Genomic DNA, 24,312 nt, shown 5'->3' with positions numbered 1-24,312 from the left:
CCAGATTGTTCATTCTACTCGCGGCTTACAGCATCGCTTGTAATGTTTGCAGAGCAGCAGTATCAACCAGAGCCACTTGCTGTGCCTCTGTTGCAATTCGCTTATTCAGGCCTGCCAATACTTTACCCGGCCCGCATTCAGCAATCACGGTAATTCCATCAGTAGCCATCTTGCTAATTGTTTCTACCCAGCGTACTGGCTCGTAAAGCTGGCGGACCAATGCATCTTTAATTTGCGCTGCATCGCTATATGCGGCCACATCGGCATTATGCAAGACAGGAATCACAGGTGCACTGATGACGATTGTATCTAATTTTTGTTGCAATTTTTCTGCCGCAGGGCGCATTAAAGCGCAATGTGACGGCACAGACACTGGTAATAACATCGCCCGCTTAGCGCCACGGGCCTTGCAAGCCTCGCAAGCGCGTTCAACAGCGCCCTTACTGCCAGCAATCACTACCTGGCCTGGTGAATTAAAATTAACGGCGGCAACCACCTCACCCTGTGCGGCTTCTTCGCAAGCAGCCATGATCTGATCATCTGCAAGGCCGAGAATAGCTGCCATTGCACCCGTACCAGTAGGCACGGCGTCTTGCATGGCAATTGCACGTAAGCGCACTAACTGCAGCGCATCACCAAAAGATAAAGCCTCTGCAGCCACAAGAGCGGTGTATTCACCCAGGCTATGCCCTGCCAATACCTCTGGCTGCGCGCCACCTTGTGCCTGCCAGGCCCGCCATACAGCCACACCCGCAGTCAGCATCAGGGGCTGGGTGTTGACGGTCGCATTTAACAACTCGCTGGGGCCATCAGCTACCATCTGCCATAAATCCTGCCCCAAGATTGCCGAAGCTTCATCAAACGTCGCCTTCACTACGGCCAAATCTGCCCAGCCATTCATCATGCCGATCGATTGAGAGCCTTGGCCCGGAAATACAAATGCTAACGCCATTTTCTTCTTCTCCCACACTGCTGAAACCTATATCTTCAGCAAAAATTCAAACAGTTATTTTAATGCCGGATACTCAAACGGCGCATTGCTGCGCCGTTGATAATTAAAACTGAGCGATCACCGCGCCCCAGGCAAAACCGCCACCAATCCCTTCCATTAATACTTTCTGGCCCGGCTTGATCCGGCCATCACGCATTGCAACATCCAGCGCCAATGGGATAGATGCAGCAGAAGTGTTGCCATGCTCGGCAACCGTCACCACCACTTTATCCATACTTAAACCAAGATGCTTTGCGGTGGATTCAATAATACGAATATTGGCCTGATGCGGAACCAGCCAGTCAATTTCGGATTGAACAAGACCGGCAGCAGCAATGGTTTCTGCGGCCACATCAGCGAGCGCCCTGACGGCAAACTTAAATACGGCATTGCCTTCCATATACAGCCACGGGCTGCCTGTCAGACTACCGTATTTCACCTTTGCATCCGCTTTCAGAATATGACGGTAACGGCCATCCGAGCGTAAATTAGTTGCCAGAATACCGGTTTCGGTTGAAGGCTTCAGCACCACTGCGCCCGCGCCATCACCAAACAAAATGCAAGTGCCGCGATCATCCCAGTTAATCAAGTGGGAAACCGTTTCAGCACCAACCACCACCGCACACTTGGAAGCGCCGGTTTTAACAAATTTTTCTGCCGTGCTCAGCGCGTAAATAAACCCCGCGCACACCGCCTGCACATCAAAAGCAGGAAAGCCATGCAGGCCTAATTTATCCTGCACGATACAAGCTGTGGACGGGAAAATCTGATCACCCGTTGTTGTGGCCACAATCAGCAAATCAATTTCTTCTTTGCTCACACCCGCAGCGGCAATGGCCGCCTCAACGGCTTTGAGCGCCAAATCAGATACCAGCTCGCCTTCGGCTGCAATATGACGCTCACGGATCCCCGTGCGCGAAACAATCCATTCATCACTGGTTTCAACTCGCTCGGCAATTTCCTGATTAGAAAGAATACGAGACGGTAAATATGAACCTGTGCCAACAATGCGAGCGTACATAAAAAAACCCCTTATTCGACGGCAGTCTCTTGAGCTGCCAATTCTGCGAGCTGATCTTGAACCTGTTCAGTGATGCGCTGAATCACGCCCGAGCGCGCCTCATCCATCGCCTGCCGCAAAGCCCAATAAAAAGCTACTTTATCTGCACTACCATGGCTTTTCACCACGATACCTTTTAAGCCCAGCAAGGACGCACCGTTATAACGGCGCGGATCAACTCTGGCCTTAAAACGAGCCAATACCGGCCATGCCAGAAGGGCAATGATGCGCGCCCACCAGCTACGGGTAAACTCTTGTTTTAAAAAGTCAGCCAGCATTTTTGCCAAGCCTTCTGAGGCTTTCAAAGCCACATTACCGGTAAAACCATCGCAGGTCACCACATCGACCGAGCCCCGGTAGATGTCATTTCCCTCAACATTACCCTGAAAATTAAGCCGGGATGCTTTCAGTAATTCCGAAGCCTCTTTAACCGTCTCATTTCCTTTTTGATCTTCAGAACCAATATTGAGCAAACCAACAGTCGGGTTCTCGATATGGCGGGTAGCCGCCACAAGAGAAGACCCCATAATCGCAAACTGCAAAATATTATGCGGCGTACACACTGCATTAGCGCCTAAATCCAGCACACAAGTCTCATTGCGGCTGGAAGGCATCATTTTCGCGATAGCAGGCCGATCAATACCCGGAATTGTTTTAAGTACAAAGCGGGCAGTTGCCATCAGCGCACCGGTATTGCCGGCTGAAACGCAGGCATTGGCTTCGCCGGATTTAACCAAATTGATCGCCACACGCATCGAAGAATCTTTTTTATTTTTCATCGCCGACTGGGGCGACTCATCCATTGTCACCACTTCACTGGCGGCATGAACACGCAAGCGGGGACCGACCTCGGCATGGCAAGCTTTCAACTCAACCGCAAGCACATCGGGCAAACCAACCAGCACGACATTAACCTGGGGAAATTCTTTTAGGAAGCGAAGTACGGCAGGCACAGTAACGTGCGAGCCATGATCGCCGCCCATCGCATCAACGGCAACGGTGATATCCATCGGGGGCTACAAGTCCTGTAAGGAGAAGGAGAGCACAATTCATAAGCACATCACGCATTAACTATGAAAAGCACCTCAATCGCAACTCCAAAAAAGGCACAGACTGGGGAATCCAGAACGGCGAACGGCGCAAGGGTCACCCGCTTGCGCCGCATATTACAACCCTGAGGTTATAAAGGGAATTACTCGCCCTTAGCTTTGATAACGCGGCGACCGCGGTAAAAGCCATTTGGGGAGATGTGGTGACGCAAATGTGCTTCACCTGTCGTAGCTTCAACTGCCAGCGCCGGAGCGGTCAGAAAGTCGTGTGCACGACGCATGCCACGCTTGGACGGGGACTTTTTATTCTGTTGAACAGCCATGATGTAACTCCTTGAAAACCAGTTTAATTAACAGTTTATTCCGCTTCCCTGGTTTTCAACTGAGCCAGGACAGCAAACGGATTCGGTTTTGAATCTTTTAAAACAATGCGATCTGCACCACAGTCTTCGTGCCGGGACGCGAAGGGCAAGGCAAGCAGAATTTCATCTTCTATCAACGCCATAACGTCAAGCTCGGGATCGATAACGATACCTTCAAGATCTTCGTCAGCGTTTTCTGCCTCATCAAGATGGGCTTCATCCGGAAACTGTACGAGAGTGCTACCCACATTAACAAAAAAGGGCATGGGCTTTAGGCAACGCTGGCAAACGAGTTGAACTTCGCCTTCCACATCAACAAATAACCACGGCCGCTCTAACTTATCAATGCCGCCAGACAACTTCCAGACCATGCTGCCTTCAGTACTGGCAAGCAAATCATGCAATCGGCCTAACTCGGACAGCGGCGTCAATCCTTCAATCTTTTCGCCTTCAAGCGCGAATTGACCGCTGTGAATAACAGTCATAAGGAACCAGAACGAATACAAGAAACCGCGCATGATACAATCCCTTGCCCAGCCCTGTCAAAATCATTTACGTAAGAGTCTAACAAATCCATGCACTTACCTCGTTTAGTCCTCGCATCTACCTCGCCCTATCGCAAAGAATTACTGGAGCGGCTTGGTATTTCTTTTGAAACTGCTGCGCCAGATCTGGATGAAAGCCCCCTGGCTGGCGAAACAGCAGGCGACACCAGCCTGCGCCTTGCCATCGCCAAAGCCCGTGTACTGGCCAATCAATACCCAGACAGCCTGATTATTGGTTCGGATCAGGTGGCCCTTTTAAACGGCGAGCAGCTGGGAAAGCCCGGCAATCATGAGCGCGCCGTTCATCAGTTAAGTAAAATGCGCGGCCATACCTTAGCTTTTCATACGGCCCTGTGCCTTTACAACACGGGCACCGGCCAGGAGCAGCATTGTGTAGATATTACCCGTGTGACGATGCGTGATTACACCGATGCCGAGATCGAATCCTACCTGCTGCGCGAAAAGCCCTATAACTGCGCTGGCAGTGCAAAAACCGAAGGCCTGGGCATCGTGATGATTGCCGCCATCGAAGGCAAAGATCCTGCCGCGATCATTGGCCTGCCGCTGATTGAATTAATTACCATGTTAAAAAATGAAGGATTTCCACTGCTATGAGCGGCACCCTGTATTTGATTCCTGTTCCGCTGGGTACAGACACACTGGCCAGCGTTATTCCGGCTGACGTACTCGCCACGGCACAACGCTTAACGCACTTTATTGTTGAAGCACCCAAAACCGCGCGCGCCTTCCTGAAAGAATTTGGCACACCGCACGAACTGCGCAGCCTATGGATGGAAGAGCTGAACGAGCACACCAAGGAAGACGCGCTCAGCGCCCTCTTAAAACCGCTGCTAGATGGTCATGATGTCGGCCTGATGAGCGAAGCGGGCTGCCCAGGTGTCGCCGACCCAGGCGCCAACCTGATCCGCTTGGCGCATCGTAAAGGCATAAAAGTAGCGCCACTGGTAGGACCATCGTCAATTTTACTTGCCCTGATGGGCGCGGGAGCCAATGGGCAAAAGTTCCGGTTTAACGGCTATATTCCCTCGCAAGACCCTGCTCGCTTAGAAGCGATTCGCCAGCTGGAAAATGATTCGTTCCGCAATAAACAAGCCGAACTGATGATTGAAACGCCTTACCGCAACGGCGCATTATTTGATGCGCTGCTCGTCGGTTTAAAAGGCAGCACCCAGCTCACCGTAGCTTGTGACTTAACCACGCCAAATGAATTGATGCTGAGCAAAACCGTTGCCGACTGGAAAAGCGGCCCTAAGCCAGATCTGCACAAACGCCCAACAGTGTTTGTGATTTACGCAGCTTAAAAACCCAAGATCTGCAGACACAGAGCACACAGAGAAAACCTAATCTTTCGTTTTTCTCTGTGTGCTCTGTGTTCTCATTTTGCTTTGTGTTTACAGATCTTTTTGACTTTCTACCCCAGTAGCCAGCTTCTGCAATTTATGCCCCTGTTTTTTGAATTCTTTCTGGATCAGCTTAAATACATCGAGTTCAAATTTACGGGGCTTGGCCAATAGAGCTGGCAGCTCGTCGATATGATTGAGCGCACCCAGATAGCACCACTGATCAAACACCTGCAGCACAGGCGCCCATTCCGGGCCTTCGGCGAGTGCCACTGCACCCTGATAGGGCCACAGTGGGAAACGATAACGCTCTATGGCAGCAGAAAAGCGGGCATTATGCGTGATATCCCGCCCTACACAGCCCCCCCTGCAACGCCCTTCCAGAAATGCCGAACAGGGAGCTATCGATTTGGGCTTGGGCTCCAGACCCAGAATCTGCCGACACAGGCCATGACCATCAATCATTTTATTTAACACATTGGCAGCTTCGCGGCGCGAGCGAAACGGGCCAAACACAGGCTCAGCCCCCGCCTCTGCCCACGGCATCCAATAGGGCTGCAGCACATCGTCTTTGGATACTAAACGCCATGCACCCAATTCTTTAATCCGGCGCTGTGGCGGGTTGTAGCTTGGCTCCAGCTGTGAAACCAGGCTGGTCTCCAGCAGCACTGCGCCTAATTCACCCGAGGTTTCATGCCAGGCCAGCCTTTGGGTGCGCTTAGCCAGCTGTACTTCTTTAGGATTGGCATCGCTAAAGTGGGCCAGCACGCGCTTTCTGATATTGTGATTTTTGCCAATATAAAGCGCCACATCATCCGCGCCATAAAAGATATAAACACCGGACGACTCTGGCAATTCATCAATCTGGGCAGGGTCCAGCGCAGGTGGCAGGGCAGGCTGGCGTAATAATCCGGCAATCGCCTGATGCAGTGCCTCCGACCCATGGTCTTTGAGCGCCACATCCAGAAACTGCTGCAAAAGCTCGGCATCGGTTAATGCGCGGTGGCGGCCACCGGTAAAAGTCAGCCCGTACCGGGCAATCAAGGCATCGAGGCTGTGTTTATGCTCGGCCGGATATAGCTTGCGTGACAGCTTTACGGTGCACAGCACCTGCGCCTGTAAACGCATGTCTAGGCGTTTGAATTCCTGCTTTAAAAAGCCGTAATCAAAACGTGCGTTATGCGCCACAAACACCCGCCCCTGCAATAGCTCCAGTACCTGTTCCGCCACCTCAGCAAAAGGCGGTGCATCGGCCACCATTTCATTACTGATGCCGGTCAGCTCCTGAATAAACTCGGGAATCTCCTTGCCAGGGTTTACCAGCTGCGACCAGCTGCGGCAGCCCTGCTCGTCGATCTGCACAATACCCACTTCGGTAATACGATCCGAGTTCGGGTTCGCACCGGTGGTTTCCAGATCGACCAGAACCAAAGGGAAGGAAAAATAGAGGTTATTCATTGACGGGGCAATCCAAACAAGCGGGCACTTAGCAAAAAAATACAACAAACCTAAACCTTGAACCACGGAGGGCACTGAGAACACGGAGTTTCACGGAGAAACCCCAAATCAGAATATACCGCAGCATATAACAAACTGAATTTTCAAAACTGTACCCCCCGAGAGCCAGGGGTCCAGCAGTATCACTAGATTCCCGATTAAAATACTTGGGAATGACGATTTTGATATTATTTCTGAGAAATTCAAATTGTGATGACATAACAAGCTGTTGTTTTTCTTCGGGTCCTCCGTATCTCCGTGTTTTAAGACTTGGGTTTTCAGAGTCCTTTTACAAACCTGAAACACTGATGAATTTTGCGGTTGCGAAAGTCTTCCGGTACGGATTGCCCAGAGATGTCGGTGCACTGGGGCTTAAGCCAGTCATCCAGGGTAAAGGTGCGCAGATTATTCGAGAAATACAATACGCCGCCCGGCTTTAACAGGGCCAGTACGCTTTCTAACAGCCAGGAATGATCACGCTGGATATCCAGAATACCGTTCATTTTTTTGGAATTAGAAAACGATGGCGGATCCATCACGATCAGATCGTAACGGGTGCTTTCGCTTAAGGCTTCGGATAAAAACTCGAATACATCGGCACGCACGCGCTGGTGGCGGGAAGGATCCATGCCATTTAAAGCGAAATTGCGCTCGGCCCATTCCAGATAAGTATTCGACATATCCACGGTAGTGGTATGTGTGGCACCACCGGCTGCAGCGTAAACGCTAAAAGAGCCGGTATAGCTGAACAGATTTAAGAAGCGTTTGCCTTTGGCTTCTTCCATCACGCGTTTGCGGGTATTGCGGTGATCCAGAAACAGGCCGGTATCCAGGTAAGCACCTAAATTTACCCAGAATTGATTGCCGCCTTCCTGCACCACAAAGTCTTCAGACAGCTCCCCTTCCAGCTTTTCATACTGCTGCAGGCCTTTTTGCCGCTGGCGTAATTTCAGCACCACGGCAGATTCATCAATATCCAGCACCTCGGCACAGGCATTACGAATCGCTTCCAGCCAGTCTGCGTGGTCTTCATCGCTTTCCATCCAGCCCGTTGCCACTTCCTGCAAGTGCACACGACCTTCGTAGAAATCAACGATAACAGGGAATTCAGGCACATCTCTATCGTATACACGGTAGCAAGTAATGCCCTGCCGGCGGGCCCATTTACCCCAATGCTTAACGTTTTTGGCAAAGCGGTTACGAAAGCTAGCGATATCAGCCATTTTTATAAAATCTTGAGCACATAAAAACAGAAGTGTAACAGGCAGAGCAAAAACCGGCCTGATCTAATCGGCCTTCGCTTCAGGATTTAAGCCATTCCATCTTTAAAACAACAGCCCATACCTGTATCAAGCCCGAACTAAGCCTGATCCCCTTTGAGCACAAGAAAGCGATTAAATACCGGCTCGGGCACATATTGCTGCACCACGCCTTGCCAGCCGGCAGGCCCGACAAGACCTTTCACCATGGTAGAGCTCACTTCAGCAATTTCACGCGGGGGCATTAAAAATACCGTGTCAATATGTGGGGCCAGATCAGCATTGATATAGCGCATTTTGCGCTCGAACTCATAATCGGCCGCTTCACGAATTCCGCGCAAAATAAAATTAGCCCCTTGCTCGCGGGCATAATTCACCAGAAATGAGTTTTCAAAAGACTCTACACGCAAAGAAGGCAGATGCGCCGTGGTTTCTCTTAGCATGGCTAAGCGCTCTGCCAGACTAAAGGTATATGTTTTGTCCGGATTATCACCAATCGCAACAATCATTTCATCAAACATGCCCACGCCATGCTCAATCATCCATAGATGGCCATTGGTGACCGGATCAAAACTGCCTGCATATACCCCTCTACGCATGGGTATCACTTCCTATTTAAAGAGATTATGCCAAACATCACCGGCACCCCCGCATCAGGGACAAGAAAACGGCGCGCCCTGACTAGCCCAAAGCTAGCCAGAGTATCACGCCGTTTTAACTTACATCAGCACATCGCGCCTTAACAAACCCGATTAAACCCGCGGAGCATCAGTTTTGATAATTTGCAGCGTGTTCGCACCCGAACCCGCTTGTGAACCCCAAGTCATCGCAAAGCAATCACCTGGAACAACCCGCTCGTCACGCACCAGAGCCATTTTTACATGGGCAATCTGATCATCACGCCCGCTGCCTACGGACTCAGGCATTAAGGTAGGCTGAACATGACGATACAACGCAAGCTTACGATAAGTAGATACGTTTTGTGTAACCGCCATAATAGGCACCGCACTGATATAGCGGGACAGCCACAGTACCGAAGTACCTGAATCAGTCAGCGCCACAATTGCCTTCATCGGCAAATGGCCTGCAGCATAAACAGCCGCCATCGAAATCGCCTGATCAATGCGCTCAACAACTGCATCGCTAATGAAATCATTATCGCTTTGCATATCGGCGTGCTTTTCTACTTCCTGACAAACACGCAGCATCGCTTCAACCGATTCTACCGGGTACTTACCCGCAGCAGATTCAGCCGACAGCATCACCGCATCCGTGCCATCGAGCACCGCATTGGCCACATCAGAAACTTCCGCACGGGTAGGCACCGGGCTGCTGATCATGGATTCCATCATTTGCGTTGCCGTAATTGACAATTTACGCATCTGACGTGCCATTTTAATCATGCGCTTTTGTAAAGCAGGTACAGCCGCATCGCCCACTTCAACGGCCAGATCACCACGCGCCACCATAATACCGTCGGACGCTTCAAGGATTTCTGCCAGATTGGCGATCGCTTCGGTACGCTCGATCTTGGCGATCAGGCCAGCATGGCTACCTTCGGCAAGCAATAAAGTGCGCGCCAGATGCATATCGCTGCCACTCTTGGGGAAAGACACAGCCACATAATCAGCCTGCAATGCAGCAGCAGTTTTAATGTCTGCCATGTCTTTTTCGGTCAGCGCAGGCGCTGTTAAGCCGCCACCCTGACGATTGATACCCTTATTATTGGATAAGGTACCGCCCACCAGAACTTTGGTTAATACTTTAACACCCGTTACCGAGATTACTTCCAGCTTAATTTTACCGTCATCCAGCAATAAAATATCGCTTGGTACCACATCGTTTGGCAATTCTTTGTAATCAAGACCAACATAATCCTGATTACCCAGCTCGCATGCTGCATCCAAAATAAATTCAGTGCCTTTTACCAGCTCAATTTTGTCGTTTTCAAACTTGCCAACACGAATCTTGGGGCCTTGCAAATCAGCCAGAACCGCAACAGGCTGCCCGAGGCGCTCTGCGATAGAGCGCACTAAATTAGCGCGGTCTATATGGTCTTGCGCGGTACCATGGGAGAAGTTCAGTCTAACCATATTGACCCCGGCAACGATTAGTTGTTCCAGGACCTTAGGGTCGTTGGAAGCGGGGCCGAGGGTTGCAACAATTTTTGTGCCTCTGATCATTAGGTCTTGCTCCTGAATAAAGTGGAATCTTTAAATCAAAAATATCTTTAAGTAATATTCTTTCTGATTTCTTGATATTGTTCACGATAATACCTACAAAATGCTTACTATGCGCAAGCATACATTTTCATCCTGACCTATTGTGATTATCCCTTGCACGTGAAGGCATTTCAAAATCACCGGTTTTGTGCCAGAACTGAAGATATTTTATCGCTACAAATATTGTTCTCTTGCTCAAATGATCAACATTCAAGACTTGGGGCAGAATCACCCTGCCATGCAAATCACATGCATAGATCACCATACAGCATGTGGCAAACAGAATACGCCTTCCGCATAAAAATTCTTAGATGTAAATCAGTAAGTGTGTAGTCAATTGAAGTAATACGCCCCAAAGCACCGGGTAAATCCACCCTTGCACAAAGCGGCGAGCCATCTTTACTTATCAAAAACAGGTAATGCCTGAAATCTCAGCTAACCAATCCGCGCCAGTAAATTGGCCAGCAGAGCCTTACCTTCTTTTTTACCAATAGCAGGCTGGGATTTATCGCCTGCCAGACGGCCGCTGATACGGATATCGTCCGGTGGCAGCTCTTTCAAAAAGCGGCTGGGCTCGGTGATCTGCCACTCGCCGGCACGGCGGCGCTTGCCACAATAGCTAATGGTTAAGGTACGCTGGGCGCGGGTAATACCTACATACATCAGGCGGCGCTCTTCTTCCACCATATTGCTTTCAATCGAGTTCTGATGCGGCAGAATGTTTTCTTCGCAGCCAATCAAAAACACATGCGGGTATTCCAGCCCTTTGGATGCATGCAAAGTAGATAGCTTAACCGCATCCACTTCATCTTCATCACGCCCTTCCAGCATGGTGATCAGCGCAATAGTTTGTACAATATCAATCAGGCTCTTACCATCTTCCTCGCCCTTTTTAGTAATCCAGGCGACTAAATCAAGTACGTTTTTCCATCTGGCCTCGGCGGGGCGCGGCTCGTCGTTTTCATACAGCCATGTTTCAAAATCAATCGCCAGCAGTAATTCATTCAATAAAGGCCCGGCCGGCTCCTTATCCGCCCGATCCTGCATGCGATTAATAAAATCGCAGAACTGGCGCAAGGGCTCGTATTGGGTGGCTTGCACCTGATGGATAAAGCCCTCCTCGAATACCGCCGCAAAAAAAGACACATTACGTGTTGCGGCGTAGCTGCCGAGCTTTTCCAGCGTAACATTACCCACGCCGCGCTTGGGTGTCGTTACCGCGCGGATAAAGGCCGGGTCGTCATCTTCGTTGGCAATCAGCCGCAGGTAGCCCAGCACGTCTTTGATCTCGGCTTTATCGTAAAACGATTGCCCACCCGAAATCACATAGGGAATACGGCTGCCACGCAGCTGCTGTTCCATAATCCGTGCCTGATGATTACCGCGATACAAAATTGCGTAATCTGAATACTTGCCATTAGTTTCAAAACGATGCGCCTGCAAACGCATCGAAACCATAGTGGCTTCGTCTTCTTCATTTTTAGTTTCGATCACCTGAATCGGATCACCGACTCCCAGATCAGACCAGAGTTTTTTCTCGAATAACTTAGGATTATTGCCAATCACCGCATTGGCACAGCGCAAAATACGCGCCATCGAGCGATAATTTTGCTCAAGCTTAATCACTTGCAGCTTGGGAAAATCCTCCTGCAAAAGGCGCAAATTATCCACATTCGCACCACGCCAGGCATAGATAGACTGATCGTCATCCCCCACCGCAGTGAATAAACCCGTTACGCCTGCCAGAAGCTTCACCAGTTGATACTGGGTGGTATTGGTATCCTGATATTCATCAACCAGCAGATAGCGCAGGCGGTTTTGCCATTTTTCCAGCACTTCGGGATGCGCTTCAAACAAATCAACCGGCAGGCGGATCAGATCATCAAAATCCAGCGACTGATAGGCAAACAGAGTGTCCTGATATGAGGTGTACAACCTCGCCAGCTGCAATTCACCCTCTGATTGCGCCATATTTAGCGCTTTCTCCGGCGAAATTCTGTCATTTTTCAGCATGGAAATCTGGCTCATGCTGCTACGAATCAGCTGCTTATCAGTGGTAACAAGCTGATCACTGATAATTTTGGCGGCGTCTGCCGAATCTAAAATAGAAAACTGCGGCTTATACCCCAGATGACGGGCTTCTTCTCTCAGCATTTTTAACCCCAGAGAGTGAAAGGTAGAAACCGTCAGCCCCTTGAGCATTTCTTTTGGCAGCAACGCCCCCACCCGCTCCTGCATCTCGCGCGCGGCCTTATTAGTAAAGGTAATCGCCGCGATATTTTTGGCATTCATGCCCGCCTTCTCAATTAAATACGCAATCTTCTGCGTAATCACCCGCGTCTTACCCGAGCCCGCTCCCGCCAGAACGAGGCAAGGCCCGCCCAGATAAACGACAGCTTCGCGTTGGGGAGTATTTAAGAGATGCAGCATAGAAAAACCCAGGGAGTGAAACAGCGGCCGAAGTTTAACATGGGCAGGCCTGCCGCTGATCGGAGGGTGAAACTCCCGACTTAAAACAGCTTCACCAAAGCCTCACAAACCTGCGCCAGATACCTGGCATCAACATCATCAAACATCGCCAGCTCGGCCGAATCCACATCCAATACAGCCAGCACCACACCATCGCGATTAATCAGCGGTAAAACAATTTCTGAGCGGGCAAGTGACGAGCAGGCGATATGCCCGGCAAAGGTGTCTACATCCGGCACCACCAGCGTTTGCGCCTGAGCCCAGGCACTGCCGCAAACGCCTCGCCCCTTTTGAATGCGGGCGCAGGCAATCGGCCCTTGAAATGGCCCAAGCACCAGCTCATCCTGCTTCACAATATAAAAGCCAGTCCAAAGCCAGCCAAAGGTGTGATGCATAGCAGCGCAGGCATTGGCCATGGCGGCAATTAAATCACTCTCGCCTTCAATTAAAGCCAGCACTTGCGGAATCATATTTTGATACCGCTCTTCCTTGCTATCGCCCTGAATCAGTAAATTTTCTGCCATTTTTATTCCTACCCATTCTGATTATTTTTGAGGCGAAAAACAGCTGCTACTTTCTAGCGTAAGCAGTCACACATCACGGATTTTAAAGTCTGTTTGCTCTGGGCAAAAATTTTTAAAAAGCAAAGGGCAGCCTCTCCAACAAGCCCAGAGCCCCGGATGACGCATCACTATTTAGTGGTACACAACAACTTGATACCGGATGCTAAACCACGAGAAACTTACAACCGAATATGATGGTTGCAAAAGAATCAATCCTGCATCCCCGATTCAGCCAATACCGCACTTTCTGCTTGCAAAATACGGCATAACATCCGGCTAAGCGCAGAATAGAATTTAACGTGCGTATTCAGCGCTTGGCATTTTTCGCTAAATGCAGGCACCCAGCGCAATAAAGAGACCAGCATGTCTTGCTCATCATCCGTCTTACCCGTCATTGCCAGCCACGACAACAGCTCAAGCTGGATTGCCAAATGATCGGCCGCCTCAGGGTAATTACTATCCAGCCCCAAACCATAGCGCTCTAGCTTGTCACGCATGGCTTTTTCTTCTGGCCCGAATAAAGTTTGACTCTCGCCCAAATAACAAGAGGCATAAGGTAAAGCACAGCTTTTGAGGTCTAACAGAAAACTCGTGGTGTAATCGGCGGCCAATTCAAGTTGCGCATCGGGCATGCTGCGCAAGGCCTCTATTGCCCCTTGCATATCAGCCACTTCAGCAGAAAATCCAGCGTGCGCCAGCCCATCAAATAGCGGATCAGCGCCGCCGTCAAACCATGTTTGCAACTGCTCTGCAGTCAGTTCGCGCGCATACAGCGTAGCAAACCAGGCGTATAAAGCGGCGCGCTGATCGCCTGGCGCAGCTTCTGACTCTGGCATTGCAGTTAATTCATTCATTCGGGCATCACCTCGGTGGGGCCACCAAACGCAGTCACTGCAGGGGCTTTACCTTTGTATTTTTCAACTTCAACCACGCAGGTGTTGGCGCTAATGGCTTGCGCCAGGCGTGATGAGCCAATATCTTGCGTCATGGTATTAGGATCGCCATAAGTATCTAGTGCTCCAATTTCTGGCCCTGTCGGACCATACCAGGCCCCTTCTTGCAAACGCACCACGCCTTTAGGGAAATCACTGGACACATGCGCACCGACCAAGGCCTGACCTCGATCATTAAACACCCGAACCAAATCGCCGTGCTTAATGCCACGCTGACGCGCGTCTTCCGGACTCATAAACAAAGGCTCACGACCTTGAATGGCATACGTCGCACGCATCGGTTCCGAGTCACACATTTGCGAATGCAAGCGCTTATCCGGGTGAGCGGATTGCATCCACAAGGGGAAGCGTTTTGAATTCGGCCCACCATGCGAGCGCTCGCTTTTTTCCATCCACACCGGGTGCCCCGGGCAATCGGCGTAATTATAACTGGCGATTTTGCGGCTAAAGATTTCAATAAAGCCCGATGGGGTTCCCAGGGCATTTAGCTCGGCGTCTTCACGGAAATCAGCATGACGCACCCATGGTTTACCGGCCGGAAATAAAACAAATCCCTTGGCCCAGAATTCTTTAAATGGCGGCATTGGGAATTTTTTATCGTTTTCTTTACGACAATTTTCGTATAAAAATTCCAGCCATTGCATTTCATTCATATTGCGGCTGTATTCTTTATCGCGGCCAAAACGCTGCGTCAGGCCCCGGAAAATTTCAAAATCCGTTTTAGAACTAAATAATGGATCAACCAGTTTTTGCATCGCAATTACACCACGGCCGCTATATGAGCCATAAGCATCGATGTCATTACGCTCAAACTGCGTACACGCAGGTAAGACGATATCAGCAAAGCGGCACGTCGCGGTCCAGGTAAAGTCGACGGCCACCACGGTTTCAAGACGATGGAAAGCCTTTTTCATGCGATTACGGTCTTGCTGACGATGCCATTGATTGCAACCGCTATAAATCGCCATTTTATAGGGTGGCAATTTTACTTTTTGGCCGTTGTAATCAATCACCTTACCGGGTTCAAGCAAGGCGTCGATTGCTCGGGCGCACGGAATCATCGGGCTATAGCCCTTGTAATCGGTATTGGTGTATTTCGGTTTTTTACCCGGATCCAAATTCAACGGGAAAGAACCCGGCATCGCAGCGCCCGAAGACGGTACGCCAATCGAGCTATAGTGATGGGCATAACTAATCCCGCCACCAGGCAAACCAATTTGCCCCAACATCGCCGCCAATACCGCGCCCATCCAATAGGGTTGCTCGCCATGCTGCTGACGCTGCACCGCCCAGCCAAATATCAGCTGCGTGCGGCCACTGGCCATCAGGCGAGCCAATTCACGGATTTGCTGTGCTTTTACGCCGCAAATTTTCTCTGCCCATTCGGGTGTTTTTGCTGTTTTATCGCTGCCTTGGCCCAATAAATAAGGCAAGAATTTTTCGAAACCGAGGGTATACGAATCCAGAAATTTCTGATCATGCAGTTTCTCGGTATACAGTGTGTGAGCCAGCCCCATCATCAAAGCCACGTCAGTTAACGGATTGACGTATTGCTTTTCGCAGCCCAAATAATTTTGAGTCTTGCTCCTGACCGGGTCAATGCTGATGACACGAATTTCTTTTTTGGCAATCTTGTTTTTCAATTGCTCAAGGTAGGCGAAAGATTCATGCGTTTCGCAATTCCAGCCTACTTGCAAGTTTTTAACCGGATCACTAGCCCAAAAGATAACCGTTTTACTTTCTTTAAGAATGATTTCCCACGAAGTGCCTTGTGAATACACTTCGGTTGAGCCCAGCACGTAAGGCAAAATCACCTGCCCGGCACCAGTCGAGTAGTCCCCGGCAGTCGAAATCGTGTGTCCGTGCATATTTATTGCACGCAGCATGTGATTACCGCAGGTATGAAACTGCCCGGTCTGGCGCCAGCCGACCAAGCCCGTGTGCATCGCCCAGGGGCCGTAGCTGGTTTGAATACGCTCAAGTTCCGAGTAAAACAGATCCAAAGCCTGATCCCAAGTAACGCGTACAAAACGATTGTCACCGCGTTGCGTGGTGTCGCTCAAATGGCGTTTTTTAAGCCAGTCTAGGCGAACCATCGGGTAGCGAATTCGCGAAGGGCTGTAGATCAGGCCGATAATACCTTGGATCATTTCAGTGGGGTATTTGTCAAATTCAAACGCTTTGACTTCAACCACTTTACCTCCGGCAACACGGGCACGGATCGCCCCCCAGTGTGAACCGGTGATTTTCCAATCGCTACCACTGCCGGCAGGCGCGGCAGTTTTGGCCTCGCTTTCGCGGGGGAATAATAAACTAGGGCTAACTAAAGCAGCCACTGTGGACAGCGACAAACCCTTTAAAAATACGCGGCGTGAGTTCTGAGTCATGAGCTTATTCAATTAGTGGCTAGGTTTTTTAAAATCTGACGAATTATTTTGCAGGTATTTCAGCACTAAGCCTTGGGTATCTTTATCCATGCTAGTAAAGCCGACCATCCCACCAAACAACCCCGGCCAGGTATTTGCATCAAAATGTGCTTCATCAGGCTGCTTATGACAAACACTACAACTATTTTTGTAGCTGTCTTTTGCAACGGCCCAGATTGGATCGGTTGTCGCAACCACTTTGCCTTTCTTAATCCAGAATGTGGCGGCCGATTTTTGCCAGATCAAACCCGTGTTTGGGTCTTCCTTACTTTCTTGTATTTTCACCAGTTGCTTATCCTGCGCCACGGTTTTTTCTAATATGGCAACAGTAATATTTTTACCAAAATGGCCATACCAGACCCGACCAAAGCCTTTGCTCTTACGCCAAGCCGAAACTTCAACTTGCTGCGCATTGCCCTTCTCTTGCAAGACTTTGACTGGCGCGCCGATTTCCAATTTACCGGCCACTTTGCTCAAAGCTTCATCCAGGTACAACTCACGCGGATAGGCATTAAAGTAAGTGCCGCCCACTTTGACGCTCTCATTGCCTGCGGCTTGAATCAAGCCATCAAAGGCCGGATTACGGGCATCGGTTTTTTCTGGTTTTTTGTGCGCAATACCTTGATGGCAATCGACACAACTTTGATTACGCTCGGCCGCACCGCGCATGGCTTCGCGCGACGTTTCGCGCATTTTTTCAAAGTCCATGCTGTTGTAATCATGACAAGTACGACATTCTTTTGAGCCATTGGCTTTAAAGCGATCCCACTCGTGCTGAGCTAAACGCGCACGATTGGCTTCAAATTTTTCGGGGGTATCGATTTTGCCGGTCAAATGCGACCAAACTTCAACACTGGCTTGAATCTTGCGCGCCATTTTGTCCGTAAAGTCATGCGGTACATGGCAATCCGAACACTTGGCACGAACGCCTGAGCGATTACTCCAATGCACCGTTTCTTTAAGCTCGTCGAGGTTTTGATGCATGGTGTGGCAACTCACACAGAATTCTTCAGTATTGGTTGCTGCCATCCCCGCATTGAAACCTTGCCACGCCAAAATACCGGCAACAAAACCCACCGTCACCAAAACGCCAAGACCAATCTTGGCTGCTGGCTTACAAAACAAATTTCGTAACCAGGTCCACATTTTTTTCATAAACAAATCCAATTTCATCAAAACAAAAAAGCGCGATAAAAATCCCGCTTTACGCACCCGGCAAGCCAATTAAAAAAACCTGTAATAAGCGCACAATCAAACCATACGTCACAATCACACCAAACATCACAATCGGTAAACCCACAAAAGCCAGTAGCAGCAGTTTTTTCCACTCACTATTGCGCGTTTCTTTTGTCGTTATTTCTGTCATTTTTTGTAACCATTTAAAGTTTTTTATTAAGATAAATGCCAACCAAAATCAAACTCAATTTTAAGGAATTATTCCGGCAAAGTATTTACCCCGACTTTTAACACAACACATGTAACGGATGCGTGCGCAATATCAATCTTCATTTGATTAATTACATAAATTTTAAATATCTCATTGCACTTCCAATATTCCGTCACATTTTTTGCATAAAAAGTAAACCAATTAAAAAACAAAAAAAGCGCCAAATACATAACCGGAGTTTACAAGAGCATTCGTTTTCTTCCTGTGATAGCCTATTTACCGCCAATAATTGATAAACCAAAGATAAACACACAAAAAGCATCAATAGCCTCTTACAATCATTCCTTCCCTTGATCCAGTATCATGCAGTCAAATCTAGTCAGATCAACCCGAGACTTCTATGATCCAAATTTCTGGCCTTACCTTTGATTACCCCGGCCACCGGGCGCTAAATCAATTGAATCTGAGTGTGGCGCGTGGCAGTGTTACTGCACTGGTGGGTGCCAATGGTGCGGGGAAAACTACTTTGATGCGCTGCATTGCTGGCCTTGAAACGCCACTTTGTGGCTCGATTACGGTAGCGGGCTTAAATGTGCAGGATAAGCCTCGTGCGGTGCACAGGCAGATGGGGTATTTATCGGACTTTTTTGGTCTTTACCAAGATTTAACCGTGGCGCAGTGTTTGGAATACGCAGCAGCATCGCAAGGCTTGGCTAAAGAAGCCATTGAAGCGGCAATCCATGACACGGCGCGACGCTTGTCTTTGCAAGATCGCTTAGAGCAAAAAGCCAGTAGCTTGTCGCGAGGTTTACGCCAACGGGTAGCCATCGGGCAGGCGATGATTCATGCTCCGCAGCTGTTGCTGCTGGACGAGCCCGCATCGGGCCTAGACCCGGAAGCACGTAATGAGCTGGCGATATTATTTAAGCAGCTGCAAGCCAGCGGGATGACGCTCTTGGTGTCGTCGCATATTCTGGCCGAGCTGGAAGCCTATTCCAGCCATATGCTGGTGCTAAAAGATGGAAAAATCCTTGAACACCGCGCCCTTGACTCGCGCAGTGCAAACAGCAGGGCTTTACAACTCAGGCTAGCCTGCCCCAACCCGCACCTTGCCGAAATACTGGCCGCCCACTCCACCGTTGTGCTCAGCAAAACTCAGGACCATCACGCCGAGTTTGATTTTAGCGGCACAAGCAATGAGCAGGCTCAATTACTGGCAGAGCTGATCCAAGCAGGACTCGCCATCAGTAGCTTTGGCGAGCAAAACCTGCAGCAAGCTTATCTGCGCACTATCAAGGAAAAACAAAATGAATCCTGAATTCAAACGCAATTTATGGCTAAGTTTTTCTGCCAGCCGCTTAATCGGCATGCCAGTCATTCTTGCGCTGATTTTTTTAGCCGTAGGAATGAACTTAGAATTAAGTAAACTGGGTGGTACGGCGATGGCGCTATTTGCAGGAATTGTCTGGCTGTGGGGCACAAAAAACGCAGCGGCCGCCATGAGTGATGAGCAGCGCGACCACACCTGGGATCAGCAAAGAATGAGCGCACTTAGCCCATGGGAAATGGCCTGGGGCAAACTATTTGGCGCTACGCTCTTTAATTGGTATGGCGGGGCGCTGTGCCTGCTGATGCTGCTTGTGGCAGAGCTGCCTGCCAGCCCGATGAATACCATTAGCAAAGCGCTATCAATGATTACTATCGGCCTTTTGCTGCACGGCACGGCGCTGGTGATCAATCTGCAGCTGGGCCAATCCGATCTGACACAAAACCGCCGGAGCAGCTTTAATTTGCTTCTCGCTATTCCCGCCTTATTTATGATGCCCAGCCTATTTGAAGTCAGCGACTCACCGATTATTTGGTGGGATAAAAGTTTTATGCCGCTGCAATTTCAACTGCTGGCGGGCGCATTCTTTGCCATTTGCAGCATTTTTGCCGCATGGAGGCTGATGCAAAATGCCTTGCAAGTACGCACCCTGCCTTGGGCGTGGCCCTTGTTTGCCTGCTTGCTGGCCATTTTTTTAGCAGGTTTTAAACATGAGCAATTCGCGATGCTTGGGCTGATTATTAGCAGCGGAATGACTTATGCCATGCTATTTGCAGATCCTAATGGCTTCACTGTCTGGCAACGGGTTATCACCCGCATTCAACACAAAAACTGGCATGGAGCGCTGATCAATCTGCCACTCTGGCCCACCACACTGGTGCTTGCATTTGCCTTTGCACTATTAGCGACAAGGCCTAGCTTGGGCGAATTTGCCAATATCACCACCGCCCCGCTTTCCATTGCCCTGATTTTGCTGCGAGACAGCGCCATCTGCCTGTTTATCGCCCTAAATACCCAGAACAGACGCGTACTCGCCAGCAGCCTGCTGTATCTGGCCATCATCAACGGCCTGCTGCCTTTCTTGGCCCACAGCAGCGGCTTAGAAAGCCTGGCGCACTTCCTGATGCCTATCAGCCACCCATCCGCGATAGCCAGTGTATTAATCAGCAGCATCCACGCCATCATGGCCATTGCTCTGGTGGTTTGGAGATGGCAGGCGCTGGTGAAGCAGCAGGATTGATGTGACGAACATAGAATGAGCTTTAGCCGCGAAGGTTTTATAAGCATGGCTTTCGCGGCTGAAGCCGCTCCTACGGAAAGCCCTAAAAGAAAATTGCATCCCACAGGGGATAATCACCTAAATGCTGCACCAATCCTGCCCGTAATGGATTCGCCACCACATACCGCGCCATTTCTTGAATATCTTCATCGAAACGTGCGGCATGATCATGAAAACCCTGCTGCCAAATCCCTCTGATACCTGTTACTCGGCCAATCTCACGCGAAGAACGCCCTTTCACTAAATGCAACAAATCAGATAAATCGGCCTGCTCCCCTAACGCTAGCAGCCAATGAAAATGATCTGGCATCACCACAAATGCCAAGGTGCTGCACATTCCCTCACGATCAGCAGCCTGCAACTCATGAACTAACTTTCTTCCTATTTTCCAATCGGAAAAAACCGGCAAACGATGCTGAGTAACAGCGGTGACTAGGTAAATTTGCTGACCTTGAGAAAACCGCCCTTTTCGCAAATCATGCCCATGTGCATTTTTCACTGAGCTTTCCTTAACCAGCACTCCGTAGGAGCGGCTTCAGCCGCGAAGGTTTATCGACTAATAAAGCCGTGCCACCCCTTTACTGCAGCAATTCTAGATCAACAATTTATTTTTTGATAAACACATCGTAGGAGTTGCTTTACCCACGAATGCTGTTCTTATTGACGGCACTTTCGCGGCTAAAGCCGCTCCTACTCAATGCGCTTTAGAATTGTCACCTTTGCAGCCTTACCGCCCCGGTGGCGGGGTGATTTGTTTGGGGTTGTAATCGCACACATCATTCACCACGCAGCTCCAGCATTCGGGTTTACGTGCTTTGCATACATAGCGGCCGTGCAGAATCAGCCAGTGGTGGGCGTTGAGTTTGAATTCACTAGGGGTGACTTTAAGCAGTTTTTCTTCGACCACTTTTACGTCTTTACCCGGTGCTAAGCCAGTGCGGTTGGATACGCGAAAGATATGCGTATCAACCGCAATGGTCGGTATGCCAAATGCGGTATTCATCACCACATTAGCGGTTTTTCGGCCCACCCCTGGCAGGGCTTCGAGCGATTCTCTGTCTTGCGGCACTTCACTGCCGTGCAAATCGATCAGCATCTGGCAGGTTTGCAGAAGATGCTTGGCCTTGCTGTGATAGAGACCGATGGTGGCGATATAGGCTTCCAACCCTTCCACTCCCAGCGCCAGAATCGTTTCGGGCGTATTGGCGATAGGGAACAAACGTTTGGTGGCTTTGTTAACGCCCACATCGGTAGCCTGAGCCGACAGCAAGACGGCCGTCAGCAGCTCAAAAGGTGTGCTGTAGTTCAGCTCGGTGGTGGGATGGGGGTCTAAATCGGCGAGGCGCTGGTAAAAAATGCGCCGGGTTTCTTTGTTCATTTCTTATCCCAAAAACTCAATTCCGGCTCAAAACAGCTGCCCGGCATATCCAGGGCTTTGTCTTGCATATAGCTTTGCGCATCATTAATTGCCTGGTTGTAAACGCTGGGGGCGATTTCTTTCATAAAGAAATCCAATAACATGCCCGCCTGCAAGCCACCAATCGGCTCATCCATATTTTCATCAAAATAACGGCGAATTGATTTCACCAGCAAGGCTTCGGCGTCTTTGGATATTTTTAATGCCATAGGGGACCTATTTATTTAGAAAAATCATCATCAGACATCTCGTCCCACTCGTCCCAAGGTGCACTCATTACTTGGAAGCAGTAATACATCGCCACCACCAAGGCCACGATGCCTAAAATCAATACCGCCAGCTTGCCCCAAAAACCCGTACTTATCAGCCACCAAACCAGGCAGGCCAGCAGCAGATAGGCCAAAAACTCAGTGATTCGGCACAGCATCGGGCAGCTGATGAAGTTGAGCCTTGCTCTTGGCTTCGGCTCTTTTATCCATCGCAGTTTTGCCAGCAATCAATAGCCCAAGGCCGATAAATGCACCGGGAGGAAGGATGGCGAGTAAAAACTGGTAATGCATATCAGCAGGGATAATATAAATCGTCCACGCCTTGGCGGCAGGGCCAAAAACAAGATCAATCCCAGAGAGCAATGTGCCCTTGCCCACCAGCTCGCGTAGCCCGCCCAACACTGCCAGCACCATGGTCAGGCCAATCCCCATAAAGAAACCATCCAATGCCGAATCCCAAACGCTATTACGGGAGGCAAACGCTTCGGCGCGCGCCAGCACGATGCAGTTGGTGGTAATCAGCGGAATAAAAATCCCCAGCACCACATACAGACCATGCGCGTAGGCGTTGAACAATAAATCAACCACCGTCACCAGCGCGGCGATGATCAAAATAAAAATCGGGCTGCGTAATTCATTGGGCACCAGTTGCCGAATTGCTGCAATGGCTGCGCCAGAAACCAGCATCACCAGACTTGTCGCCAGGCCAAGTGACACGCCATTCACAATATTGCTGGAAACCACCAGCACAGGGCACATGCCTAAAATCTGCACCAAACCCGCATTCTGCTTCCAGATGCTGTTTCTGATAATTTCTTTGCTCACTTACTGCTCCCTAACGTGATGCAATTCAAACCAATGTACACAGCAAAGGAAACTTCTCCTTCGCATAAAACCCAAATCTTGAAACTCAGTGTTCTCTGTGTCCTCCGTGTTTCAAGATTTGGGTTTTCGGCGGTGTACCTAAATGCTGAGTTTTGTGTCTACAAACCTTTCTTAATTCACCGTACCCCAAAGCTGCGGTTTGCTGTGCACGTATTCCAGCACTCTTTTTACTGCGGCGGTAACCGCGCGCGGGCTGATGGTGGCGCCGACCATGTAATCAAAACCACCGCCGTCTTTTTTTACTTTCCACGCTGCTGCATTTTGGGCGTTCAGCTCTTTGCCTTTAAATTGCTCTATCCAGGGCGATTTGGCTGCGTCGATATAATCGCCCAGCCCCGGCGTTTCTTTATGCACCACAACCCGCACACCTAAAATCTGGCCATCGATATCTACGCCAACCAGTAATTTAATTTTGCCTGCGTAGCCATCGGGCGCAGTGGCTTCAAACACGGCAGCGACAGTTTTACCGGCTTTTTTTGCCAGATAAAAAGCACTTTCCCCATCATTACCCAAGGCTTTGCCGTCCGCTACTGACAAAGCGTGGGCGTCTTTAAGCAGATTGTTATCAAAGCTTTTGGCAGGCAATACCTGGGCAATCAGCGCCACCTTGGCTTTTTCTTCGTTAAACATAACTTTCTTGCGCGTCAGCTGATAAGTGCCAGCCATTAAGGCGGTAAACACCACCGCAAACAAAAACAGCGTCGCCGCACCACGCACCCCATTGGCAAACATGGTTTTCATTTATTTCTCCAAAATAACGACAAGCACAACCCACACCTATAACCACGGAGGAAAAGGAAGGCACAGAGTTTCACGGAGAAAAACAAACCCTATTTATAACGGTCAGTTTCAATATAAAAACTCGCTGTTTGAACACATAAGGCATACAAGTTGCACTAACACCTCAGAGTCTCTGCTGTGTTTACTCCGTAAATCGGTTTTCTCCGTGAAACTCCGTGTTCTCTGTGCCCTCCGTGGTTCAAGATTTGGG

Annotated in this window: 25 protein-coding genes; 4 read left to right on the top strand and 21 right to left on the bottom strand. The window is 49.7% G+C overall.

The features are described 5' to 3' along the window. Window positions 1–25: 25 nt before the first annotated feature. From fabD to EJO50_RS15790, 5 genes are all read right to left on the bottom strand, one after another. Complete coding sequence (gene fabD, locus EJO50_RS15810) at window positions 26–952, bottom strand: ACP S-malonyltransferase (RefSeq protein WP_125975766.1); 927 nt, start codon at window positions 950–952, stop codon at window positions 26–28. A gap of 103 nt (window positions 953–1,055) precedes the next feature. Beyond that, window positions 1,056–2,012 carry a beta-ketoacyl-ACP synthase III gene (locus tag EJO50_RS15805; RefSeq protein WP_125975764.1) on the bottom strand — a complete coding sequence of 319 codons (957 nt, stop codon included), beginning with the start codon at window positions 2,010–2,012 and terminating at the stop codon, window positions 1,056–1,058. Window positions 2,013–2,023: 11 nt separating this feature from the next. Then, complete coding sequence (plsX, locus tag EJO50_RS15800; protein ID WP_125975762.1) at window positions 2,024–3,061, bottom strand: phosphate acyltransferase PlsX; 1,038 nt, start codon at window positions 3,059–3,061, stop codon at window positions 2,024–2,026. Between the two features lie 182 nt (window positions 3,062–3,243). Beyond that, window positions 3,244–3,423 carry a 50S ribosomal protein L32 gene (gene rpmF / locus EJO50_RS15795; RefSeq protein ID WP_046351409.1) on the bottom strand — a complete coding sequence of 60 codons (180 nt, stop codon included), beginning with the start codon at window positions 3,421–3,423 and terminating at the stop codon, window positions 3,244–3,246. Window positions 3,424–3,458: 35 nt separating this feature from the next. Next, window positions 3,459–3,980: a YceD family protein gene (locus tag EJO50_RS15790; RefSeq protein WP_099399085.1), complete on the bottom strand. Its 522-nt coding sequence runs from the start codon at window positions 3,978–3,980 to the stop codon at window positions 3,459–3,461. Window positions 3,981–4,037: 57 nt separating this feature from the next. Between EJO50_RS15790 and EJO50_RS15785 the strand changes: the two genes are divergently transcribed. Further along, entirely contained in the window at window positions 4,038–4,622 is a 585-nt protein-coding gene (locus EJO50_RS15785) for a Maf family protein (protein WP_125975760.1), read from the top strand. After that, on the top strand, window positions 4,619–5,329 hold the full coding sequence (locus EJO50_RS15780) for an SAM-dependent methyltransferase (protein WP_125975758.1): 711 nt from the start codon (window positions 4,619–4,621) through the stop codon (window positions 5,327–5,329). The genes EJO50_RS15785 and EJO50_RS15780 overlap by 4 nt, the downstream gene beginning before the upstream one ends. A gap of 90 nt (window positions 5,330–5,419) precedes the next feature. Here EJO50_RS15780 and EJO50_RS15775 read toward each other — a convergent pair whose 3' ends face one another. From EJO50_RS15775 to EJO50_RS15730, 10 genes are all read right to left on the bottom strand, one after another. After that, window positions 5,420–6,826: an exonuclease domain-containing protein gene (locus EJO50_RS15775; RefSeq protein WP_125975756.1), complete on the bottom strand. Its 1,407-nt coding sequence runs from the start codon at window positions 6,824–6,826 to the stop codon at window positions 5,420–5,422. Window positions 6,827–7,143: 317 nt separating this feature from the next. Further along, entirely contained in the window at window positions 7,144–8,088 is a 945-nt protein-coding gene (locus EJO50_RS15770) for a class I SAM-dependent methyltransferase (RefSeq protein WP_125975754.1), read from the bottom strand. Window positions 8,089–8,225: 137 nt separating this feature from the next. Beyond that, window positions 8,226–8,723 carry a pantetheine-phosphate adenylyltransferase gene (coaD, locus tag EJO50_RS15765; protein WP_125975752.1) on the bottom strand — a complete coding sequence of 166 codons (498 nt, stop codon included), beginning with the start codon at window positions 8,721–8,723 and terminating at the stop codon, window positions 8,226–8,228. 153 nt (window positions 8,724–8,876) lie between these two features. Next, the gene (pyk, locus tag EJO50_RS15760; RefSeq protein WP_125975750.1) at window positions 8,877–10,307 is read right to left on the bottom strand and encodes a pyruvate kinase; all 1,431 of its coding nucleotides are present in this window, start codon (window positions 10,305–10,307) and stop codon (window positions 8,877–8,879) included. A gap of 474 nt (window positions 10,308–10,781) precedes the next feature. After that, on the bottom strand, window positions 10,782–12,776 hold the full coding sequence (locus EJO50_RS15755; protein WP_125975748.1) for a UvrD-helicase domain-containing protein: 1,995 nt from the start codon (window positions 12,774–12,776) through the stop codon (window positions 10,782–10,784). Window positions 12,777–12,856: 80 nt separating this feature from the next. Then, on the bottom strand, window positions 12,857–13,339 hold the full coding sequence (msrC, locus tag EJO50_RS15750; RefSeq protein WP_125975746.1) for a free L-methionine (R)-S-oxide reductase MsrC: 483 nt from the start codon (window positions 13,337–13,339) through the stop codon (window positions 12,857–12,859). A gap of 248 nt (window positions 13,340–13,587) precedes the next feature. Continuing rightward, a complete protein-coding gene (gene torD, locus EJO50_RS15745) occupies window positions 13,588–14,232 on the bottom strand; it encodes a molecular chaperone TorD (protein ID WP_125975744.1) in 645 nt (214 codons plus the stop codon). Then, window positions 14,229–16,718: a trimethylamine-N-oxide reductase TorA gene (gene torA / locus EJO50_RS15740; RefSeq protein ID WP_125975742.1), complete on the bottom strand. Its 2,490-nt coding sequence runs from the start codon at window positions 16,716–16,718 to the stop codon at window positions 14,229–14,231. The genes torD and torA overlap by 4 nt, the downstream gene beginning before the upstream one ends. Before the next feature lie 12 nt (window positions 16,719–16,730). Further along, window positions 16,731–17,912 carry a pentaheme c-type cytochrome TorC gene (gene torC / locus EJO50_RS15735; protein ID WP_125975740.1) on the bottom strand — a complete coding sequence of 394 codons (1,182 nt, stop codon included), beginning with the start codon at window positions 17,910–17,912 and terminating at the stop codon, window positions 16,731–16,733. Window positions 17,913–17,961: 49 nt separating this feature from the next. Then, the gene (locus EJO50_RS15730) at window positions 17,962–18,123 is read right to left on the bottom strand and encodes a nitrate/trimethylamine N-oxide reductase NapE/TorE (RefSeq protein ID WP_125975738.1); all 162 of its coding nucleotides are present in this window, start codon (window positions 18,121–18,123) and stop codon (window positions 17,962–17,964) included. A gap of 421 nt (window positions 18,124–18,544) precedes the next feature. Here EJO50_RS15730 and EJO50_RS15725 point away from each other — a divergent pair, with 421 nt between their 5' ends. Beyond that, window positions 18,545–19,462, top strand: coding sequence for an ABC transporter ATP-binding protein (locus EJO50_RS15725; protein ID WP_125975737.1), 918 nt, complete (start codon window positions 18,545–18,547; stop codon window positions 19,460–19,462). Continuing rightward, a complete protein-coding gene (locus EJO50_RS15720) occupies window positions 19,452–20,711 on the top strand; it encodes a hypothetical protein (RefSeq protein ID WP_125975735.1) in 1,260 nt (419 codons plus the stop codon). The genes EJO50_RS15725 and EJO50_RS15720 overlap by 11 nt, the downstream gene beginning before the upstream one ends. Before the next feature lie 82 nt (window positions 20,712–20,793). Here the strand turns inward: EJO50_RS15720 and EJO50_RS15715 are convergent, their stop codons facing one another. The 6 genes from EJO50_RS15715 to rsxG all read right to left on the bottom strand — a co-directional run bounded on the left by EJO50_RS15715 (window position 20,794) and on the right by rsxG (window position 24,062). Next, window positions 20,794–21,249, bottom strand: a complete 456-nt coding sequence (locus EJO50_RS15715; RefSeq protein WP_125975733.1) for an REP-associated tyrosine transposase — start codon at window positions 21,247–21,249, stop codon at window positions 20,794–20,796. A 228-nt stretch (window positions 21,250–21,477) separates the two neighbouring features. Next, complete coding sequence (nth, locus tag EJO50_RS15710) at window positions 21,478–22,128, bottom strand: endonuclease III (RefSeq protein ID WP_125975731.1); 651 nt, start codon at window positions 22,126–22,128, stop codon at window positions 21,478–21,480. After that, window positions 22,125–22,376 carry a DUF2164 domain-containing protein gene (locus EJO50_RS15705; protein WP_125975729.1) on the bottom strand — a complete coding sequence of 84 codons (252 nt, stop codon included), beginning with the start codon at window positions 22,374–22,376 and terminating at the stop codon, window positions 22,125–22,127. Before EJO50_RS15705 ends, nth begins: the two co-directional genes overlap by 4 nt. Before the next feature lie 11 nt (window positions 22,377–22,387). Then, on the bottom strand, window positions 22,388–22,594 hold the full coding sequence (locus EJO50_RS15700; RefSeq protein ID WP_125975727.1) for a hypothetical protein: 207 nt from the start codon (window positions 22,592–22,594) through the stop codon (window positions 22,388–22,390). After that, a complete protein-coding gene (locus EJO50_RS15695) occupies window positions 22,575–23,261 on the bottom strand; it encodes an electron transport complex subunit E (RefSeq protein ID WP_125975725.1) in 687 nt (228 codons plus the stop codon). Before EJO50_RS15695 ends, EJO50_RS15700 begins: the two co-directional genes overlap by 20 nt. Window positions 23,262–23,432: 171 nt before the next feature. After that, window positions 23,433–24,062 carry an electron transport complex subunit RsxG gene (gene rsxG, locus EJO50_RS15690; RefSeq protein WP_125975723.1) on the bottom strand — a complete coding sequence of 210 codons (630 nt, stop codon included), beginning with the start codon at window positions 24,060–24,062 and terminating at the stop codon, window positions 23,433–23,435. Window positions 24,063–24,312: the final 250 nt, after the last annotated feature.

This window comes from Iodobacter ciconiae (assembly GCF_003952345.1).
Lineage (GTDB): Bacteria > Pseudomonadota > Gammaproteobacteria > Burkholderiales > Chitinibacteraceae > Iodobacter > Iodobacter ciconiae.
Note: the sequence above shows the minus strand (reverse complement) of the source record. Positions and strands in the feature narration are given on the sequence as shown.

Bases quoted from the DNA above. Each gene is read 5' to 3' on its own strand.
- fabD (WP_125975766.1), bottom strand. From the start codon at position 952: ATGGCGTTAGCATTTGTATTTCCGGGCCAAGGCTCTCAATCGATCGGC.
- EJO50_RS15805 (WP_125975764.1), bottom strand. From the start codon at position 2,012: ATGTACGCTCGCATTGTTGGCACAGGTTCATATTTACCGTCTCGTATT.
- plsX (WP_125975762.1), bottom strand. From the start codon at position 3,061: ATGGATATCACCGTTGCCGTTGATGCGATGGGCGGCGATCATGGCTCG.
- rpmF (WP_046351409.1), bottom strand. From the start codon at position 3,423: ATGGCTGTTCAACAGAATAAAAAGTCCCCGTCCAAGCGTGGCATGCGT.
- EJO50_RS15790 (WP_099399085.1), bottom strand. From the start codon at position 3,980: ATGCGCGGTTTCTTGTATTCGTTCTGGTTCCTTATGACTGTTATTCAC.
- EJO50_RS15785 (WP_125975760.1), top strand. From the start codon at position 4,038: ATGCACTTACCTCGTTTAGTCCTCGCATCTACCTCGCCCTATCGCAAA.
- EJO50_RS15780 (WP_125975758.1), top strand. From the start codon at position 4,619: ATGAGCGGCACCCTGTATTTGATTCCTGTTCCGCTGGGTACAGACACA.
- EJO50_RS15775 (WP_125975756.1), bottom strand. From the start codon at position 6,826: ATGAATAACCTCTATTTTTCCTTCCCTTTGGTTCTGGTCGATCTGGAA.
- EJO50_RS15770 (WP_125975754.1), bottom strand. From the start codon at position 8,088: ATGGCTGATATCGCTAGCTTTCGTAACCGCTTTGCCAAAAACGTTAAG.
- coaD (WP_125975752.1), bottom strand. From the start codon at position 8,723: ATGCGTAGAGGGGTATATGCAGGCAGTTTTGATCCGGTCACCAATGGC.
- pyk (WP_125975750.1), bottom strand. From the start codon at position 10,307: ATGATCAGAGGCACAAAAATTGTTGCAACCCTCGGCCCCGCTTCCAAC.
- EJO50_RS15755 (WP_125975748.1), bottom strand. From the start codon at position 12,776: ATGCTGCATCTCTTAAATACTCCCCAACGCGAAGCTGTCGTTTATCTG.
- msrC (WP_125975746.1), bottom strand. From the start codon at position 13,339: ATGGCAGAAAATTTACTGATTCAGGGCGATAGCAAGGAAGAGCGGTAT.
- torD (WP_125975744.1), bottom strand. From the start codon at position 14,232: ATGAATGAATTAACTGCAATGCCAGAGTCAGAAGCTGCGCCAGGCGAT.
- torA (WP_125975742.1), bottom strand. From the start codon at position 16,718: ATGACTCAGAACTCACGCCGCGTATTTTTAAAGGGTTTGTCGCTGTCC.
- torC (WP_125975740.1), bottom strand. From the start codon at position 17,912: ATGAAAAAAATGTGGACCTGGTTACGAAATTTGTTTTGTAAGCCAGCA.
- EJO50_RS15730 (WP_125975738.1), bottom strand. From the start codon at position 18,123: ATGACAGAAATAACGACAAAAGAAACGCGCAATAGTGAGTGGAAAAAA.
- EJO50_RS15725 (WP_125975737.1), top strand. From the start codon at position 18,545: ATGATCCAAATTTCTGGCCTTACCTTTGATTACCCCGGCCACCGGGCG.
- EJO50_RS15720 (WP_125975735.1), top strand. From the start codon at position 19,452: ATGAATCCTGAATTCAAACGCAATTTATGGCTAAGTTTTTCTGCCAGC.
- nth (WP_125975731.1), bottom strand. From the start codon at position 22,128: ATGAACAAAGAAACCCGGCGCATTTTTTACCAGCGCCTCGCCGATTTA.
- EJO50_RS15705 (WP_125975729.1), bottom strand. From the start codon at position 22,376: ATGGCATTAAAAATATCCAAAGACGCCGAAGCCTTGCTGGTGAAATCA.
- EJO50_RS15700 (WP_125975727.1), bottom strand. From the start codon at position 22,594: ATGCTGTGCCGAATCACTGAGTTTTTGGCCTATCTGCTGCTGGCCTGC.
- rsxG (WP_125975723.1), bottom strand. From the start codon at position 24,062: ATGAAAACCATGTTTGCCAATGGGGTGCGTGGTGCGGCGACGCTGTTT.